Source organism: Arthrobacter sp. SLBN-100, assembly GCF_006715305.1.
Classification (GTDB): Bacteria; Actinomycetota; Actinomycetes; order Actinomycetales; family Micrococcaceae; genus Arthrobacter.
The window spans coordinates 4,350,175-4,367,451 of sequence record NZ_VFMY01000001.1; the positions used below are offsets into that span (position 1 = coordinate 4,350,175).

Sequence of the window (17,277 nt, forward strand, 5' to 3'; positions counted from 1 at the left end):
ACATTGCCTCCAGCTTCACGGGCGCGTCGACCCGAAGCTGCAATGCGGCGTTTTGCGGTGGACAGCGGGTAGTCTGGGATGTCGTGGGAGCTATCCGTCAGTGTTCAAGATCTGCGTGCCGCCAGTCAGCGGTGGCTACCCTGACGTACGTCTATGCCGACTCCACCGCAGTCCTCGGTCCGCTGGCCACCTACGCCGAGCCCCATTGTTACGATCTGTGCGAGCAGCACGCAGACTCCCTTACCGTCCCGCGGGGCTGGGAAGTCCTGCGCCTCGCCATGCCCACCACCCCGCAGCAGCCGGGCCCCGATGACCTGTTGGCCTTGGCTAATGCTGTGCGGGACGCCGCTGCGTTGCCGGCCCAGCCGCAGCCGGGCCCTGCCAAGCGCGGCCCGCACTCAGCCCTGGAAGCTCCGGCTGGAGCGGAGGGCACCCGAAGGGGCCACCTGCGCGTCCTCCGGGAACCGTCCTGAACCGATCTGGCGGTACGCTGGAAGCTGCAATTCCGTCCGCTACCGGCGCCAGCGCGCCCGTCAGGGAGCATGTATCAATGCCAAAGATCAGTCCCGAACTGCTGTCCGTCCTGCGTTGCCCCGTGACAGGAGCGCCTTTGGTGCAGGAGGGCGAGGAACTTGTTTCAACCGCCGCTGACGAGTCCGGAGTGAAGCCCCGTTACGCCATTGAGGACGGCATTCCGCTGCTGCTTCCGCCCGAACTGCTGGCAGCCGCCGCATCCGCCGGTTCAGGCCAGCATGGCGCATCCATGGCTGCGCGGCCGGCAGAGTAGCCCTTCACCCCCCACGTCCATTCGACCACAGGCCTACCCGGCCACCGGCGTGGCCCCGTTGCCGCAGTTCCCGGATACAGCACGGGCTACACCGCCGGACCAAGTAAAGGATTTACCCATGGCTTTTGATTACAAGGTTGCCGACATCTCGCTGGCTGAAGCCGGCCGGCACCAGATCCGCCTTGCCGAGCACGAGATGCCGGGCCTGATGTCCCTGCGCGAGGAGTTTGGCCCCAGCCAGCCGCTCAAGGGCGCCCGGATCGCCGGATCACTGCACATGACCGTGCAGACCGCCGTGCTGATCGAAACGCTGACGGCCCTCGGCGCAGAGGTCCGCTGGGCTTCCTGCAACATCTTCTCCACGCAGGACGAGGCTGCGGCTGCCGTTGTGGTGGGCAAGGGCACCGTGGCGGATCCGCAGGGCGTGCCGGTATTCGCGTGGAAGGGTGAAACCCTCGAGGAATACTGGTGGACTGCCGAGCAGATCCTCACCTGGCCGGGCGCCGGGTCCGATCCGGAGCTCGGCCCCAACATGATCCTGGACGATGGCGGCGACGCCACCATGCTGGTGCACAAGGGTGTGGAGTTCGAAGCAGTGGGCAACGTTCCCTCCGCCGACCCCACCGACTCCGAAGAATACGGAATCTTCCTGGAGGTACTCCGCCGCTCCCTCGAGGCGGACCCGAAGAAGTGGACCCGGACGGCGGGCACCATCAAGGGCGTCAGCGAGGAAACCACCACCGGCGTACACCGCCTCTACCAGCTGGCCGAACAGGGCAGGCTGCTGTTCCCCGCGATCAACGTCAACGACTCGGTCACCAAGAGCAAATTCGACAACAAGTACGGGATCCGGCACTCACTGCCCGACGGCATCAACCGCGCCACCGACGTGCTCATCGGCGGCAAGGTCGGCGTCGTCTGCGGTTACGGCGACGTGGGCAAGGGCGCCGCTGAGGCGCTGCGTGGCCAGGGCGCCCGCGTCATTGTCACCGAAATCGACCCCATCTGCGCGCTGCAGGCAGCCATGGACGGCTACCAGGTGGCCAAGCTCGAATCCGTCCTGGCCCAGGGTGACATTTTCATCACCACCACGGGCAACAAAGACGTCATCATGGCTGAGCACATGGCGGGGATGAAGAATAAAGCCATCGTGGGCAACATCGGCCACTTCGACAACGAGATCGACATCGCCGGGCTCGCGAAGATCCCCGGCATCCGTAAAGTGGAGATCAAGCCCCAGGTCCACGAGTGGGTTTTCGACGCCGGAACGGCCGCAGAGCGTTCCATCATTGTCCTGTCCGAAGGCCGCCTGCTGAACCTGGGCAACGCCACGGGCCACCCGTCCTTTGTGATGAGCAACTCCTTCGCCAACCAGACTATTGCCCAGATCGAGCTGTGGACCAAGAAGGACCAGCCGGCGGGCCAGCGCGAGTACGAAAACCAGGTCTACGTCCTGCCCAAGGTCCTGGACGAAAAGGTGGCACGCCTGCACCTGGACGCCCTGGGCGTGGAGCTCACCGAGCTGACCAAGGACCAGGCGGAGTACCTCGACCTCGACGTGGCCGGCCCCTACAAGCCCACGCATTACCGTTACTAAGAAGTAAAGCGCCCGGGTGCCCACCGCACCCGGGCTGTTACTTTTTGCACCTAGGATCAAAATATGGAGCTTGACGTTAAGCCCCGCCGGACCGGCGGGGCCAAGAAGATTCTTTTGGTGGCGGCCGTGTGCCTCCTCGCCGCCGCGGGCGGCGTGTTCGGCGCTGTGGCCCCCGGAGTTGCCCGCGGTGCCATCGAATCCGAGGCAGGCTCCGCCGTCAGGACATCCCCCGGCGTCGCTTTGCCGGTGATCGCTCCCGTGAAGCTGGACGCCGCACCCGCCGACGGTGCCAAGCAGGTCAACCCTGCTGCGCCCGTGTCGCTGAACGTGGCCAATGGCACCATCGAACGGGTCACCCTCACCAGCACTGCAGGCGAAACCGTGGAAGGCAGCATCGACGCCGAGGGTACCGGCTGGACCGCGGCCGGAGCGTTGAAGTTCAACACGGACTACAGCTACACCTACGTGGTCAAGGACACCGCCGGACGCGAGACAAGTACCACGCAGACGTTCAGCACAGTCTCCAGTACCCATGAAGCGGACGCCGCCATCTACCCCCTGGACGGCATGAAGGTGGGCGTGGGGCAGCCCCTGCAGGTCATCTTCAGTGAGCCTGTCACCAACCGGGAGGCCGTGGAGAAGGCCATCACCGTTTCCAGCAGCGCCGGCCAGACAGGCGCTTTCCACTGGTACAGCGACACCATGGTGCGGTACCGGGCCGAAAACTTCTGGGCGGCGAATTCGACCATCACCATGGACATGAAGCTGTTCGGCGTGGACTTGGGGAACGGCCAGATTGCCAACTTCAACAAAAAGGTGAACGTCTCCATTGGTGACAAGAAGGTGGCGGTGGCGGATGCTGCAGCGCACACCTTCACGCTGAGCGTCAATGACCAGGTGGTCAAGACACTGCCCGTCAGCATGGGGGACCAGCGCTTCCCGTCAGCCCGGGGCTACGGCGTTCTGATGGAAAAGAAACGCTATGACCACTTCCGCGCCTCCAGCATTGGGCTGAAGCCGGACGACCCCGCCTACTACGGCGACGTGGACGTGGAGTACACCATCCGGCTCACCCTCAGCGGCGCCTACATCCACCAGGCATTGCCGTCCGCGTTCCCGTTCATCGGCAACACGAACGTCTCGCATGGCTGCATCGGTTTCGCTCCCGACGGCGCCGCCTGGGTCTTCGACAACATGGGCACGGGCGACGTGGTCCAGATCGTCAACACCGAGGGTGACTATGCGGCCCACACTGACGGCTTCGGTGACTGGAACATCCCCTGGGGCGAATACGACAACTAGCGCAACTGCCGGCGCCTAACTGCTGAAAGGCAGCCGGTGCAGCCGCTCAGCGGTCTCGGCATTCCGCCGTCGTGCCTCGCCCAGCCTGGCCAGCTCCCTGCTCCGCCGCTCAGCAACGACGGCGGCAAGGTAGTCATCGGGGCTGGTTCCGGGAGGCGGGGGAGGAGCCACGTGGGCCGCCAGCTCAGTGGCGATTGACTCAGCGAGTCCGGCCCTGGACAGGGGTGCCATGCGGCCGGCCTGCCGGATGAACTGGGACGCCCGCCGCGCTGTGGCATCGGGAATCCTTCCGATGTCAGCCGCAGCCGCCCAGGCCTGGAGGCGGGGCGGAACGAACACCGGCGCGGAGTGTTCCACCGGTACCCGGGTGCGGATGGCGTAAGTCCCGGCCATCAGGTCGCCCAGCCGGCGTGACCTCGCATTGAAGAGGGCCACGGCGATGGCAAGCCCGCCCAAGGTCAGGTAGATTTCCAGGAATCCGGTCAGGCCGCGGATGAGGGCGTGGCGGAAGCGGATGGCGCCGCCGTCCTCCCGGACCACCCGCAGGCCTGCCGCAAGCTTGCCCAGCGAGAGCCCGCGGCTCAGGGTCTCGACCGCCACCGGAACGATCACCAGGCAAAAGACCACGCTGGCAAGGACCAACGCCTGCATCGCGGCCGCGTCCAGGTCCTCACCGGCGGCTGATACCCCCAGCAGGATCACCACCAGCAGCACGATGCTCAACGCCATGTCCAGGAGCAGGCCCAGGGCGCGCGCCGCGAAGGAGGCCGGACGCAATTCCAGTACAACGGCTTCGCCCGTGACGATCGAACTCACACTGGTTCCTGTTTCTAACGGCTGATGTTGCAGACGCAAGTCTAGTGCCGGGCGCTAGGCTGATGCCGTGGATATGGACGCGTTCTCCGCCGTTAATGCGGACAAGTGGTCCCGGCTGCACGAACTCGCCTACAAGGCCAGGCTGACCGGGTCAGAAGCAGACGAGCTGCTGGCCCTGTACCAGTCCACGTCCGCACATCTGTCCCTTATCCGGTCCCTGGCTCCGGAAAGCGGCCTCTCAGCGTCCCTTTCGGCCACGCTGGCGCAAGCCCGGACCCGATTCACCGGAGCGCGCTCGAACGTGATGGTGGACTTGGCGCGGTTCTTTGTGGTGGCCCTGCCTGCCGCGTTGTACCGGCTCACCTGGCTCACCCTGGCGTGCGGTACCGCGTTTATCCTCATCGGCAGCGCCTATGCGGTGTGGATTGCCGGGGAGCCGGAGGCATTGCGGGCAGTGGCCTCCGAAGCGGCGGCCCGGCAGTACGTCGAGGACGACTTCATCAACTATTACTCCGAAAATCCTGCCGCCTCCTTTGCCGGCGCCGTCTGGACCAACAACGCCTGGATCAGCGCGCAAGCCGTGGCCCTGGGGATCACCGGCGTGTGGGTGCCCATGATCCTGTTCGCCAACGCGCAGGGGGTAGGCATTGCCGCCGGCATCTTCGCCGCGGCCGGCAAATCGGATGTCTTCTTCAGTTACATCCTGCCGCACGGCCTGATGGAACTCACGGCAGTGTTCATTGCCTGCGCCGCCGGCCTGCGGATCTTCTGGGCCATGGTTTCGCCCGGCCCGCGTACCCGGGGCAGGGCCGTGGCCGAGGAAGGCAGGTCACTGATCACCGTGGCCTTGGGACTGGTCCTGGTGCTTTTCGTCTCTGGACTGGTGGAAGGGTTCGTGACCCCCAGTGCGCTGCCGGTGTGGGCAAAGATCGGTATCGGAGCCTCGGTACTGGCGGCGTACTGGTTCTATGTTGTGGCATGCGGCCGGCCTGCCTACCTGGCGGGGGAGCGCGGTGACCTGCGCCGCGAGGATGCCGGCTATTCCGAAATCGCTGCCTGAATCGTTGTAATCCGTCCGGGGTGGTTCCTCGCCCAGCCGGAATCCCGGACGGTAGGCTCGTGAACAGAGAAAGCGCGCCGGTGGACCCGGAACCTGGCGCGAAGACCCAACGGAAGTGGACGCTGCTGTGAAAGACGAAACTCCTGCCCGCGCCCGGCGTACCGAGCCGCAGCCGGACCCGATCCTGGACACCTCCGGGGACTCTGAAGAGCCCGCGTTCTCCTGGATGACCGGCGGCGCAGGCGCCGGAAGCTCAGCCGCGGACGGCACCCGTGAAGCCGGAAGCTCAGCGGCGGACGGCACCCGTGAAGCCGGGAGCGCCGAAGCCGCCGGCACCGAATCCGGCGGCACCGAATCCGGCCGCCCCGGTCTTCCTGGCGGCCCCCGCAGACCAATCACGGATGAAGACGCCGCGATGCCGGTCCACGCAGGTACTGCCGGGTCTTCGGCCGCAGCCGCAACAGCAGCCGCGGCAGCCGCGGCAGCCGCGGCCGGCGCGGCTGCCCCACGTGCACGCAAGGTTGACCAGCCCGAAAGCCGGGCGGACCGCAAAGCCGCCGAGGCCGCCGTCGAAGAGCCGGAGCCGGCTGCCAGCGACGGAAGTTCAGCCGTTTTCCGGGAGCAGCTGCCCACCTCGGCCCTGCAGGTCCGCCCGCCCGAGGAGGAGGTGGAGCGCCGCAACGCCCAGCGGGAGAGCGCGGCAAACGCCAAGCCCGTGGCTCCACGGGTGATGCAGGTCCTGCTCGCCATCTTCTTCCCGCTGGTATTGCTGATCCTCGCCGTCCGGGCGGTGACGAGTCCGCTGTTCCTCTGGGTGGAGTACAACCGCCCCGGATTTCCCGGTGACGGCTACGGGTTCAGCACCGACGACAGGATGACTTATGGCTCCTACGCGGTGGATTACCTCAACAACTGGGCGGGGCCGCGCTACCTGGGTGACCTGGTGTACCGCAGCGGCGACAAGCTGTTCAAGGACGGCGAAGTCAGCCACATGGCGGACGTCAAGCTGGTGATCCTGTCCGCCTTCGGCGCGGGCGTGCTGCTGGTCCTGGTGAGCCTCATCGCTATCCTTTACCTGCGCAGGCGCAGCTCCGGGGGCGTCAGGAGGGGCCTGTTCGCCGGCGCTATCATCACGCTGGTGCTGATCCTGGGCCTGGGGACCCTGGCAGTGCTGGGATGGCAGCAGTTCTTCACCGAGTTCCACCGGATCTTCTTCGCCGAGGGCTCCTGGACGTTCAGCATGGATGACACACTGATCCGGTTGTTCCCGGGCCAGTTCTGGATTGACGCCGGAATGGTGATTGCCGGCCTGGTACTGGTGACTGCGCTCGTGACGCTGGTCCTCACTTGGCCTACACGCCGGCGGCGTGGCCTTGTGAAGGACAGTGCCGGCGCGGCAGGGGATCACTCCGCCGATCAGGCGTAAAGCTTGCCGAGCTCGGCTTCGAAATCCCGCAGCACGGCGTGGCGCTTCACCTTGAGCGACGGCGTGAGGTGACCCGATTCGACCGTAAATTCAGTGTCCAGCACGGCGAACCTGCGGATGGACTCCGCCTTGGACACCAGCAGGTTCGCCTGGTCCACCGCGTCCTGGACAGCGGCCACCACCTGCCGATCCCCGGCCGCCTCGCGGATGGACAGGGAAGGCAGGCCCCGCTCCGAACGCCAGTTCTCCAGGCCCTCGGGATCGAGGGTCACCAGGGCTGAGATAAACGGCTTGCCGTCACCCACGACCACGGCGTGGCCCACGAGCCGGTGTGCGCGGATTTTCTCCTCGAGCGGTCCTGGCGCCACGTTTTTGCCGCCGGCCGTGACCAGCAGGTCCTTCTTCCGTCCCGTAATGGTGAGGAAGCCCTGCCGGTCCAGTTCCCCGAGATCGCCGGTGCGGAAGAAACCGTCAACAAAAGCCTCGGCGTTCGCGGCCTGGTTGGCGTGATAACCCCGGAAGACGCCGATCCCCTTCACCAGGATCTCCCCGTCTTCGGCCACCCGGATGGTAGTGCCGGGAATCGGAATCCCCACTGATCCCACCCTGGTACGCGTCGGGGTATTCGCCGTGCACGGGGCCGTCGTTTCTGTCAGGCCGTACCCTTCCAGCACCGGGATCCCGGCGCCACGGAAGAAATGGGCGTCCTCCGGGCTCAGTGGGCTGGCGCCGGAAACGGTATACCCCACCTGGCCGCCCATGGCCTGGCGAAGCCGTGGGTAGAGCAACCTGTCGAAGATTCCGTGGCGGACCCGGCACAACAAGCCGGGGCCGCTGCCCTCACCGCGGCTTCGCCTGTCCTCCGCCTTCGAGTACTCAATGGCAGTGGCAGACGCTGCGCTGAACAGCCGGGCTTTGCCCCCTGCTGCAGCCTTGTGCGCCGCGCTGGCACGTACCTTTTCGAAGATCCGCGGAACCACCAGCAGGAAGGTGGGCCGGAATGAGCCCAGGTCCTCCAGGAGCCCCGCGGCGCCGGGCGAGTGTCCCAGCGTCGCTCCCGCTGCCAGGCAGACCACCTGCACCGCGCGGGCCAGCACATGGGCGAGCGGCAGGAACATCAACGTCCGGGCCCGCTCCTGGAGCAGCAGCTCGGGAAGGAAGGCAACGATGTTCTTGGCCACCAGGGCGAAGTTGCCGTGCGTGATTTCGCACCCCTTGGGCTTGCCCGTGGTCCCGGAGGTGTAGACCAGGGAGGCGACGTCGTCCAGCACCGCCTTGCCCCGGTGCCGTTCCAGCTCCGCATCCGTAACGCCCATCCCCGCGGCGGCAAGGCTTGCGAGATTGGGGGCGTCGCCCTCGAAATCCATCCGGACCACGTTGACCAGGCGGTCCCGCAGCAGGGGCGAGCCGGCCAGGACAGCCGTTACAAGCCCCGCCTTGTCTCGGTCCTGGGCGAACACGCGCCGGACGCCGGCGTCGTGGAGGATCCACTCCACCTGGCTGGCGGAGGACGTTTCGTAGATGGGAACGGTCACGCCGCCGGCAAACCAGATGGCGAAATCCACCAGCGTCCACTCATAGGATGTGGCCGACATAACGGCCACGGTGTCACCAGGCTCGAGTCCGCCGGCAATGAGGCCCTTGGCGAGGGCGCTGACATCCTGCAGGAATTTCTGCGCCGGCACGTCCACCCAGCCGTTGGGCCCCTTGCGCCGGTACAGGGCATGGGCAGGATTGGCCGCCTGCTGTTCCAGCAACAGGTCGGTGACGTTGCTGGCAGCGTCAACCTCAACCAGCAGTTCCGTGCTCGCTTCTCTCACAGCAGGTCTCCGTTCCGCTGCCACGGACGCGGGCAGCGGTTCCTTCTTGGGGGTCTTCTGACATCCTGCCCTAGATCCAAGACGGCATCCACATGCGAAGCCTCCACTCCTGGTACGGGACGATCTCGCCGGCCCAGACCGGATAGAAGAAGGCCGACAACAGCATTGCCGCCGCGACAAACACGACCAGCAGGTACAGCCCGGACCGGCGGCGCCACGGCGGATCCGTCGTTTTCCCCAGGACCAGCCCCAGGCAGTAGACCAGCGCCAACAGCAGGAACGGCTCGAAGGACACCGCGTAGAAGTAGAACATGGTCCGTTCGGGGTACATGAACCAGGGCAGGTATCCCGCGGCCATGCCGGCCAGCACGGCCCCGGCCCGCCAGTCCCGGCGTCCAGCCCACCAGAACAGGAGCACCACCAGCGAAATGGCGCCGGCCCACCAGATCAACGGATTCCCTACGGACAGGATGGCGGACGTACACCGGTCAAAGTCGCAGCCCGGGGTGCCGCGCTCGGGGGATTCATAGAAGAACGACGTCGGCCGGCCCATCACCAGCCAGCTCCAGGCACTGGCCTCGTAGGGGTGTTCCGAACCCAGGCCCTGATGGAAGTTGTACGCCTCCAGGTGGTAGTGCGCGAGGGACCGGACCGAATCCGGCAGCCATCCCCATTCCGCGGAAGGATTGCTTTGCGCCCAGCGGCGGAAGTAGGCGTCCTCCGAACGGAACCAGCCCGTCCAGCTTGCGGCGTAGACCACCGCGGCAACCGGAACCAGGCCGAGGAACGCCGGAACACCGTCCTTGATGACGCCGCCGCTGATCCAGCCGCCGATGCCCGCAACCCGGCGTGCGCTGAGGTCCCACAACACGGTAAGGACGCCAAATCCGGCCAGGAAGAACAGCCCGGACCACTTGGTTCCCACGGCGAGCCCCAGGCAGACGCCCGCCGCGATCCGCCACCAGCGGATCCCCAGCCAAGGCCCGGACAGGAGCTGCGCTTGAGCAGGAAGTCCCCCGCTCGCGTCCGCTGCCTTGGCAAGCCGAGCGGCCAGCCGCCGTCGTCCGTCATCCCGGTCCAGCAGCAGGGCGCCGAACGCCGCGAGGACCCAGAACATCAGGAAGATGTCCAGCAGCGACGTCCGGGACATCACCAGGTGGTGGCCGTCCACGGCCAGCAGGAGGCCGGCGGCTCCCGCCAGTGGCAGGGACCCGAAGAGCTTCAGCGCGATGAGCGACAGGAGCAGGATGGACAGGGTGCCCGCCAGGGCCGCCGAGAAGCGCCAGCCGAAGGAATTGTCCGCGCCGAAGATCCCCATGCCGGCGGCTATCATCCACTTTCCCACCGGGGGATGGACCACATATTCGGGGGTGCCCAGGAGCACGCCGGGGTTGCCGGCGTTGAAGGAATCGTTGGCTTTGTCCGGCCAGGCCCGTTCGTAACCGCTCAGCAGGAACGAGTAGGCATCCTTGACGTAGTAGGTCTCATCGAAAACCAGCTTGTGCGGGGTCTCCAGCCGGACGAACCGGAGGGCTCCGCCCGCCACGGCCGTCAGGACGGGAACCAGCAGGAACCACAGCCGCAGCGACGGCGGGTAATCCCGCCATTGCTGCCGATGGCCCAGAAGCCGGGCCCGCAGGGATTCAGCAGTAAAAGCTTCGGCCGGCCGGCTGATCCACGGCCTGGCCGGTACGGTCCCGGGCTGGCCTCCGGATCCCGGCGAGCTTCTGCTGGACGCCGCAGGTGTGGCGTGTCCGGCCCCGGCTGGCCGCGTCGAGGTCTGCGTCACGAGCCCCATGCTACCTTTTGCGGCTGGCGGCGCCCGCAGCAGTAGGCTGGTGGCGTGGACCCTAACCCCAGCCTCCTCCCTGATTCCGGCACTGCAACCCCCAACGAGGCCGGTGGAGAACCTGCGGTGGATGCCGGAGCGGTGGCGGCACCAGGGCAGGGGCCCGGACGGATCGTGCTGGCCGCCACGCCGATCGGCAACACCGGCGATGCCTCGGCCCGCCTGGTGGAACTGCTGGGGACGGCGGACATTGTTGCCGCTGAGGACACACGCCGGCTGCACCGCCTGGTGCAGAGCCTGGGGGTCACGGTGGCCGGCCGGGTCATCAGCTATCACGAGCACAACGAGGCAGCCAGGACAGCTGAGCTCCTCGATCAGGTCAGGGCGGGTAAGACCCTTGTGATGGTCACCGACGCGGGAATGCCCGCAGTCTCCGATCCCGGCTTTCGGCTGGTGGAAGGCGCTGTGGCCGCCGGCCTGACCGTCACTGCCGTCCCTGGGCCATCGGCAGTCCTGACGGCCCTGGCGCTGTCCGGCCTGCCCACCGACCGCTTCTGCTTCGAAGGATTCCTGCCGCGGAAGGCCGGTGAAAGGGCCTCGCGCCTCGCGGACCTTGCCGGAGAGCGGCGGACCATGGTGTTCTTCGAGGCACCGCACCGGCTCGAAGCGATGCTGCGGGCCCTGCGGGAACGGTTCGGCCCCGACCGCCGTATTGCCGTGTGCCGCGAACTGACCAAGACCTACGAAGAAGTGGTTCGCGGATCCCTGGGCGAACTCCTGCAGTGGGCTGAGGGCACCGAGGTGCGTGGTGAGATCGCCGTTGTCCTGGCGGGCGCACCCGAGCAGGCCGCCGGGTCGCCGGAGGACCACGTGGCCGCCGTCAACGAACTCATGGCGCAAGGCATCCGCCTCAAGGAAGCTGTGGCCGCCGTCGCGGAAGACGTCCGCGTGAGCAAACGGGAGCTCTATTCAGCGGTTTTGGCTGCCCGCTGAGCACGCTGGCGCTCTACAGGAAAGGGCTGTGCAGGTGCACAGCCCTTTCCTGTTTCGGTAGTGCGTAAAGGCGTAGACCGGGTGCCGGCCCGGCAGTAGTCTGGCAACAACCAGCCCGTACCACTGCGGCCGTCCCGGCCGCCTGCCGGCGGGCTGCAATAACCCTACTGACGAGGGAGTCATCGTGACTGTCACTGCACAGCCGGCCGTTTCCGCAGAACGCGAAAGCGCCCTTTTGGCCTCTGTTCCCACCGGCCTGCTTATCAACGGTGAGTGGCGGAGCGCCGCCTCAGGCAAGACGTTCGACGTCGAGGACCCGGCTACGGGGAAGGTGCTGTTGAGCATTGCCGACGCCGGCCCGGAGGATGGTGCCGCCGCCTTGGACGCGGCCGCGGCGGCGCAGGAGTCCTGGGTGAAAGTCCCGCCGCGGGAGCGCGGCGAGATCCTGCGCCGCGCCTTTGACCTGGTCACCGAGCGGGCCGAGGACTTCGCGCTGCTGATGACCATGGAAATGGGCAAGCCGTTGGCGGAAGCCCGGGGCGAGGTCACCTACGGCGCCGAGTTCCTGCGCTGGTTCTCCGAAGAAGCTGTCCGCGCCTTCGGCCGCTACTCCGTTTCCCCGGACGGCAAGTCCCGGCTGCTGGTGACCAAAAAGCCGGTGGGCCCCTGCCTGCTGATCACCCCGTGGAACTTCCCGCTGGCCATGGCCACCCGCAAGATCGCCCCGGCCGTCGCCGCCGGCTGCACCATGGTGCTGAAGTCCGCGAACCTCACACCGCTGACATCCCAGCTGTTCGCCGCCGTCATGATGGAAGCCGGCCTGCCTGCAGGTGTCCTGAATGTCATCCCCACGTCAACGGCAGGTGCCACGACCGGGCCGCTGATCAAGGACTCCCGGCTGCGCAAGCTCTCCTTCACCGGCTCCACTGAGGTGGGCCGGCGCCTGCTCGCCGACGCCTCCGAAACGGTGCTGCGCACCTCCATGGAGCTCGGCGGCAACGCCCCGTTCCTCGTCTTCGAGGACGCCGATCTCGACGCCGCAGTCACCGGCGCCATGCTCGCCAAGCTGCGCAACATGGGCGAGGCCTGCACCGCGGCCAACCGGTTCATTGTCCATGAATCCGTCGCCGCTGAGTTCGCGGAAAAGTTCGCCGCGAAGATGAGGGAAATGACCACCGCCCGGGGCACCGAGCCGGAGTCCAAGGTGGGCCCGCTGATCGATGCCAAGAGCCGGGACAAGGTCCACGAACTGGTGTCCGACGCCGTCGCCTCCGGCGCCAAGGCCGTCCTGGGCGGCGGGCCGGTGGAGGGCCCCGGCTACTTCTACCAGCCCACCATCCTCTCCGGCGTCACCGAAGGCACCCGCATCCTCTCCGAGGAGATCTTCGGCCCCGTAGCCCCGATCACCACCTTCAGCAGTGAAGACGACGCTGTGCGCCTGGCCAACAACACCGAATACGGCCTCGTCGCCTACGTCTTCACCAAGGACCTGAACCGCGGCATCCGGATGGGTGAACGGCTGGAGACCGGCATGCTGGGCCTGAACGCCGGCGTTATCTCCAACGCCGCCGCACCCTTCGGCGGCGTCAAGCAGTCCGGCCTGGGCCGCGAAGGCGGCCTGGAAGGCATTGAAGAATACCTCTACACCCAGTACATCGGCATCGCCGATCCCTACGCCGGCCAGTAGTGTCCCCTGGCCGAAAGCCGCCGCCTGCCCTGGAGCGGGAACGCCTGGATCCGGAACGCCTGTATCAGGAATGTCCGGACCAGCGCGCTGACCAGGTGCGCGCGGCGGCTTTCGCGGCTTTGCCCGCCGCTGCTCCGGCAGCCCCGAACACAATCCTGAAGGGTGTTGCGAGCAGGCGCCCCAGCCGTCCAATAACGGACGGCGGCAGCCAGACGGCGTGCAGCCGCCGCAGGGTGGGGGCGTTGCCCCGGAACGTTGTCTCAAGAGCGTCGAGGCGGGTGCCGGCCAACCCATTGGGCCGGGACGCGTTCAGCGCGGTTCCGGCCTGGCCCGGTTCAGGCACCCCCTCCACTATTGGCGGGCCGTATTTTTCGCGTTCGAAGTCTGCAGTCAATGCAGCCACGGCCTGGTGGGCGGCCTCGTCCATTCCGCCCGGTTCCCCCAGCAAAGCTGAGCTGCGGAGCCGGGCCGAGTAGGCCCGCGGGGTCTCGCTCGGCTGCGGCGGCAGGCCATAGTCGGTCCCCAGGTCCACCATTTCGCTCCATGCCAGCGGCACGGCAGCGGCCGGATCAGCCCTGAGCCGCCGTGCCCGGATGCCTGCCCTGGCCAGCCGGGGGGACGCGGCGAGCAGCGCGGCCCCCAGGAGCGCTCCGGTACCGAGCAGCCATGGCAGGAGCTGGTTTCCGGTGTCCGTGCTTCCGCCCGCACCCGGCACGGGAAGCGGGGCGGTGCTGGGTGCCGGAGCGGGAGCCGGTGTGGCGTCCGGGACGAGGTCGTCGTTGTTTTCCGGTGAGCCCGGGGCCGAAGTACCGGAGCTTTCGGTAGCGTAGTCGGGCACCACGCCACGGGATGGCGTCGGCTCGAACGGGACCCACCCCAGGCCCTCGAAGTAGAGCTCCGGCCAAGCGTGGGCATCCCGGGCATCCACTTCAAATTCGGGCAGTGCGCCTTGGCCGGCCACGGATACTGTGGCACCAGTCAGCCTGCCTGGGGCGTATCCCACCGCGATCCGGCTGGGGATCCCTTCGAGCCTGGCCATCACCGCCATGGCGGAGGCGTAGTGGATGCAGTACCCGCTCTTCTGCTCCAGGAAGTCGGCAAGGACCGAGAGCCCGTTTCCGTCGTAACCGCCCTGCACGGGGGACTGCAGCGAGTACGTGAATTGCGCGGACCGCAAGTACTTCTGGATAGCCATCGCCTTGTCATAGGGCGTGGAGCCTGAACCGGCCACGGTGTCGGCAACGTTCCGGACGATGTCCGGAACGTTGCCCGGAACCCGGGTGAAGTCGTCCGCGATGCCCTGCACGGGCGCGGAAGACCTGGCCAGCAGTCCCGCCGTCAGCTTCGGAACGGTGGTGGTGACAAGGTACTCCTGGCGGCGTGAGGTGGTGTCGGTCCCCTTGATGCTCAACGTGGCAGGGTCCCAGGTCCACCGGCCCTCCAATCCCCGCACGGATTCGGGGGCGTACGGAACCGGCAGGTAAGGGCTGGTGAAGGTTCCGGTATCTATTGCGGTGACCAGTTGCTGCTCTTCGGCCACCGCATAGCCCGGGTCGATCCGGTTGCCCAGCGGGCGCCGGGAGGCGTTGCGGTCATCGGGGCCCCAGGAGTCGCCGTCGAAATTGTCCACGGTGACAGAGCGCAGGTACAGCGGCGCAGGGGAGTTGGTGGCATAGCTGATGCGGCCGCTCCCGGCAGGGGTGCGCAGGCTGTTGCCCAGCGTGATCATGGGATTCAAGCCGGTGGAAGTGCCCCATGGATTGATGCGCGAGCCTTGCGGAAAGGTGCCCTGGTCGAATCCGGGGACGGCCAGCGGCAGCACCACGGCCGCGGCCACCGCCACAGCTCCGGTCAGGACTGCCCTCCGCCCTTGGCCGGGGCTGCGCGCCGAATCCGCCGGTGTCCGCGCGTCCGGGACATACCACTGGCTGCACGCCAGGATCATCAGGTACCCGGTAACAGCGGCAGCGAATCCCCAAAAGCCCACGCTCTGCGGCTTGATCATCGCCGGCACCACCAGGATGGCCAGCAGCCCCACTCCGGTGGCGGCAGGCATGCCGAGCGGTACGGCCAGCGCGTCCACCAGGATCACGGCAAGGCCCAGGACTGCGCAGATCACCATCACGATGCCTACGTTGGGCGCCACGGGGGCGGTTTCGGAGAGCACCGTTTCGCTGGCGCGGCGGATCAGCCGGTCGAGCTCCGCCAGGCTGGCCCCGGTGGGAACGATGCCCGCGAAACTGGTGCTGCGGAAGAACGTCAGCGTCAGGATGGCGCCCAGGGAAAGGAATCCGCCGGCAGTCACCAGCAGCGGCTGCGCCCTGACCGATCGCAAGGCAGCGAGGGTGAGGCTGACCACCAGCACTGTAGTGAAAACCGGCCAGTACCAGGCCCAGCCCCGCAACACTCCGTTCAGCGACAAGGCGGCCCCGGCTATCGAAAAGGCGATGGAGCCTGCCATCACCCACGGGTAAGGGCCGACCCGGGTGCGTGCGGCCGGGGTTCCTGCTGGCGGCTGTTGCCGGCCGGTTCCGGGGTTCCTGGCCGGTGCAATGGTCATCGCGCCACCCCCGCTCCGCGCCGGATCTCCGTAGCCGGTGGCTCCGGCACGGCAAGGTCCTGGTCGAACAGGTTCCATGCGGCCGCCACAGAGACGCCCGGAGCCACTGCCCCCGCCCGCCAGCCTCCTTGGCGGAGCTTCTCCAGGGCGTCTTCGAACTCCGCCGGCCGCTCCGCCACCACGATGGCGAAGGCGTTGGTGCCGTAGCCTGCTGCGGGGGCAAGGGACAAGGCCTCCAATGGTGAGATCCTGCCCAGGACGGCAATGACCGGTCCCCGCATCCGGTGGGCAGAGAGCTTGTCCATGAGGTGGTCATCAAAAGGCGGGGGCCCCGCCTCCTGGTGGCCGTGGGATTCCTTAAGACCGAAGAACTCCCTGCTTGCGGCGTCGCCGCGCAAGTGGTGGTGCCCCGTCAACTGGATGGCAGCAAGGCTCTCGGCGATGGACTGGAGCCCGGAAGCCCCGCTGTACTCCTCCAGTTCGGGCTCCGGAGCCGACGGCGAATGCAGGAATGCCGGTTCCCCGCGCACATCCAGGAGGCGCAGGCCGTAATTGCGCTCGGCAAGATGGGCGCTGATGGACATGGCCGCAACGACGGCCCACTCGAAGGTTTCGCTGCTGATCATCGTGTGGCCGTCCTGGGCCGCATTTCCTGCCGGAGCGGCGCCGGAGCTGCCGGAAAACGTCCCGAACCGGTGGTCCAGGATGATGGTGGCCTCGGGCGTGGTGACCGATTCCTCCTGCCGCACCATCAGCTCACCATGGCGTGCCGTGGCCGCCCAGTGGACCCGGCGCATCGGGTCGCCATGCCGGTATTCGCGGGTCATCACGTCGTCGTCGCTGGGATTGGCCCGGATCCTTGTGGCCGTGACGCCGTCGTTGCCCCGGGCGCCGGCCAGCCCCGTCAATGGAAGGACGACGGCGGCGGGCGTCACGGTGAGTGTGTCGCCGTCGTCAATTGCCTGCCTGTGCAGGGAAAGGCCGAACGGGTCGGTGAACTCCGCCGTCACCGGTCCGATCAGGAACTGGCCGCGCTGGGCGGAGCGAAGGTGGTACTCGTACCTGCTGGTGCCGCCGGTGGCGGACCGGGAAGGGAACCGGAAGGCGGGCGACTCGCCGAACCTCGGCGGCAACCGTTCCTCCATGGTGGCGCGGCCGCTTGCTGCTCCGGTCCGTGCCACGGCAAGCCTCACAGTGCTGGGTGCGGACGTCTCCACCGGGGAGGGATTGAATTCGCGGTAAACCTGGAAGCGGGGTTTGACCAACCGGATCCCGGCGAGCGAAACCAGCGGGAGTGCGAAGAGGAGCACGGCCAGGCTTAGCAGGTCCCTGCGGCCCATTACGTGCGCGGCCCCAAGTGCTGCTGCCGCTGCGGCCAGCATTCCCCAGCCGCGCCGGGTGAAGAGGTTTCGGGGCAGTCGGTCCAGCAGCGCCATGGAA

The 17,277-nt window shown here is 67.2% G+C and carries 13 protein-coding genes; 8 read left to right on the plus strand and 5 right to left on the minus strand.

All coding sequences use genetic code 11. The annotated features are described in order from the left end of the window. Nucleotides 1–83 precede the first annotated feature (83 nt). The 4 genes from FBY31_RS20095 (at nt 84) to FBY31_RS20110 (ending at nt 3,686) form a co-directional block, all read left to right on the plus strand. Nucleotides 84–473: a DUF3499 domain-containing protein gene (locus tag FBY31_RS20095; RefSeq protein ID WP_142044514.1), complete on the plus strand. Its 390-nt coding sequence runs from the start codon at nt 84–86 to the stop codon at nt 471–473. A 77-nt stretch (nt 474–550) separates the two neighbouring features. Further along, the gene (locus FBY31_RS20100) at nt 551–787 is read left to right on the plus strand and encodes a Trm112 family protein (protein WP_142044516.1); all 237 of its coding nucleotides are present in this window, start codon (nt 551–553) and stop codon (nt 785–787) included. Between the two features lie 118 nt (nt 788–905). After that, nucleotides 906–2,384 (plus strand): adenosylhomocysteinase, encoded by a 1,479-nt coding sequence (gene ahcY / locus FBY31_RS20105; protein WP_142044518.1) that lies wholly within the window; start codon nt 906–908, stop codon nt 2,382–2,384. A gap of 63 nt (nt 2,385–2,447) precedes the next feature. Beyond that, the gene (locus FBY31_RS20110; protein WP_142044520.1) at nt 2,448–3,686 is read left to right on the plus strand and encodes a L,D-transpeptidase; all 1,239 of its coding nucleotides are present in this window, start codon (nt 2,448–2,450) and stop codon (nt 3,684–3,686) included. 15 nt (nt 3,687–3,701) lie between these two features. On the opposite strand, the gene FBY31_RS20115 is transcribed toward FBY31_RS20110, so the two are convergent. Further along, the gene (locus FBY31_RS20115; RefSeq protein ID WP_142044522.1) at nt 3,702–4,502 is read right to left on the minus strand and encodes an RDD family protein; all 801 of its coding nucleotides are present in this window, start codon (nt 4,500–4,502) and stop codon (nt 3,702–3,704) included. A 67-nt stretch (nt 4,503–4,569) separates the two neighbouring features. Between FBY31_RS20115 and FBY31_RS20120 the strand changes: the two genes are divergently transcribed. Together FBY31_RS20120 and FBY31_RS20125 are read left to right on the plus strand one after the other, a co-directional pair. Further along, nucleotides 4,570–5,562, plus strand: a complete 993-nt coding sequence (locus FBY31_RS20120; RefSeq protein ID WP_200833417.1) for a stage II sporulation protein M — start codon at nt 4,570–4,572, stop codon at nt 5,560–5,562. A 127-nt stretch (nt 5,563–5,689) separates the two neighbouring features. Continuing rightward, entirely contained in the window at nt 5,690–6,988 is a 1,299-nt protein-coding gene (locus tag FBY31_RS20125; protein ID WP_142044524.1) for a TIGR01906 family membrane protein, read from the plus strand. Here FBY31_RS20125 and FBY31_RS20130 read toward each other — a convergent pair. Beyond that, nucleotides 6,979–8,808, minus strand: coding sequence for an AMP-dependent synthetase/ligase (locus FBY31_RS20130; protein ID WP_142044525.1), 1,830 nt, complete (start codon nt 8,806–8,808; stop codon nt 6,979–6,981). The genes FBY31_RS20125 and FBY31_RS20130 overlap by 10 nt on opposite strands. Nucleotides 8,809–8,878: 70 nt before the next feature. Further along, nucleotides 8,879–10,606, minus strand: coding sequence for a dolichyl-phosphate-mannose--protein mannosyltransferase (locus FBY31_RS20135; protein ID WP_142044527.1), 1,728 nt, complete (start codon nt 10,604–10,606; stop codon nt 8,879–8,881). 45 nt (nt 10,607–10,651) lie between these two features. Between FBY31_RS20135 and rsmI the strand changes: the two genes are divergently transcribed. Next, complete coding sequence (gene rsmI / locus FBY31_RS20140; protein WP_142044529.1) at nt 10,652–11,590, plus strand: 16S rRNA (cytidine(1402)-2'-O)-methyltransferase; 939 nt, start codon at nt 10,652–10,654, stop codon at nt 11,588–11,590. Between the two features lie 184 nt (nt 11,591–11,774). Further along, complete coding sequence (locus FBY31_RS20145) at nt 11,775–13,277, plus strand: NAD-dependent succinate-semialdehyde dehydrogenase (protein WP_142044531.1); 1,503 nt, start codon at nt 11,775–11,777, stop codon at nt 13,275–13,277. 64 nt (nt 13,278–13,341) lie between these two features. Here the strand turns inward: FBY31_RS20145 and FBY31_RS20150 are convergent, their stop codons facing one another. Then, complete coding sequence (locus FBY31_RS20150) at nt 13,342–15,837, minus strand: transglutaminase TgpA family protein (protein WP_142044533.1); 2,496 nt, start codon at nt 15,835–15,837, stop codon at nt 13,342–13,344. Beyond that, a complete protein-coding gene (locus tag FBY31_RS20155; RefSeq protein WP_142044535.1) occupies nt 15,834–17,273 on the minus strand; it encodes a DUF58 domain-containing protein in 1,440 nt (479 codons plus the stop codon). Before FBY31_RS20155 ends, FBY31_RS20150 begins: the two co-directional genes overlap by 4 nt. Between the last annotated feature and the right edge of the window lie 4 nt (nt 17,274–17,277).

Coding starts and splice junctions, on each gene's coding strand:
- ahcY (WP_142044518.1), top strand. CDS start 906: ATGGCTTTTGATTACAAGGTTGCCGACATCTCGCTGGCTGAAGCCGGC.
- FBY31_RS20100 (WP_142044516.1), top strand. CDS start 551: ATGCCAAAGATCAGTCCCGAACTGCTGTCCGTCCTGCGTTGCCCCGTG.
- FBY31_RS20150 (WP_142044533.1), bottom strand. CDS start 15,837: ATGACCATTGCACCGGCCAGGAACCCCGGAACCGGCCGGCAACAGCCG.
- FBY31_RS20135 (WP_142044527.1), bottom strand. CDS start 10,606: ATGGGGCTCGTGACGCAGACCTCGACGCGGCCAGCCGGGGCCGGACAC.
- FBY31_RS20155 (WP_142044535.1), bottom strand. CDS start 17,273: ATGGCGCTGCTGGACCGACTGCCCCGAAACCTCTTCACCCGGCGCGGC.
- FBY31_RS20110 (WP_142044520.1), top strand. CDS start 2,448: ATGGAGCTTGACGTTAAGCCCCGCCGGACCGGCGGGGCCAAGAAGATT.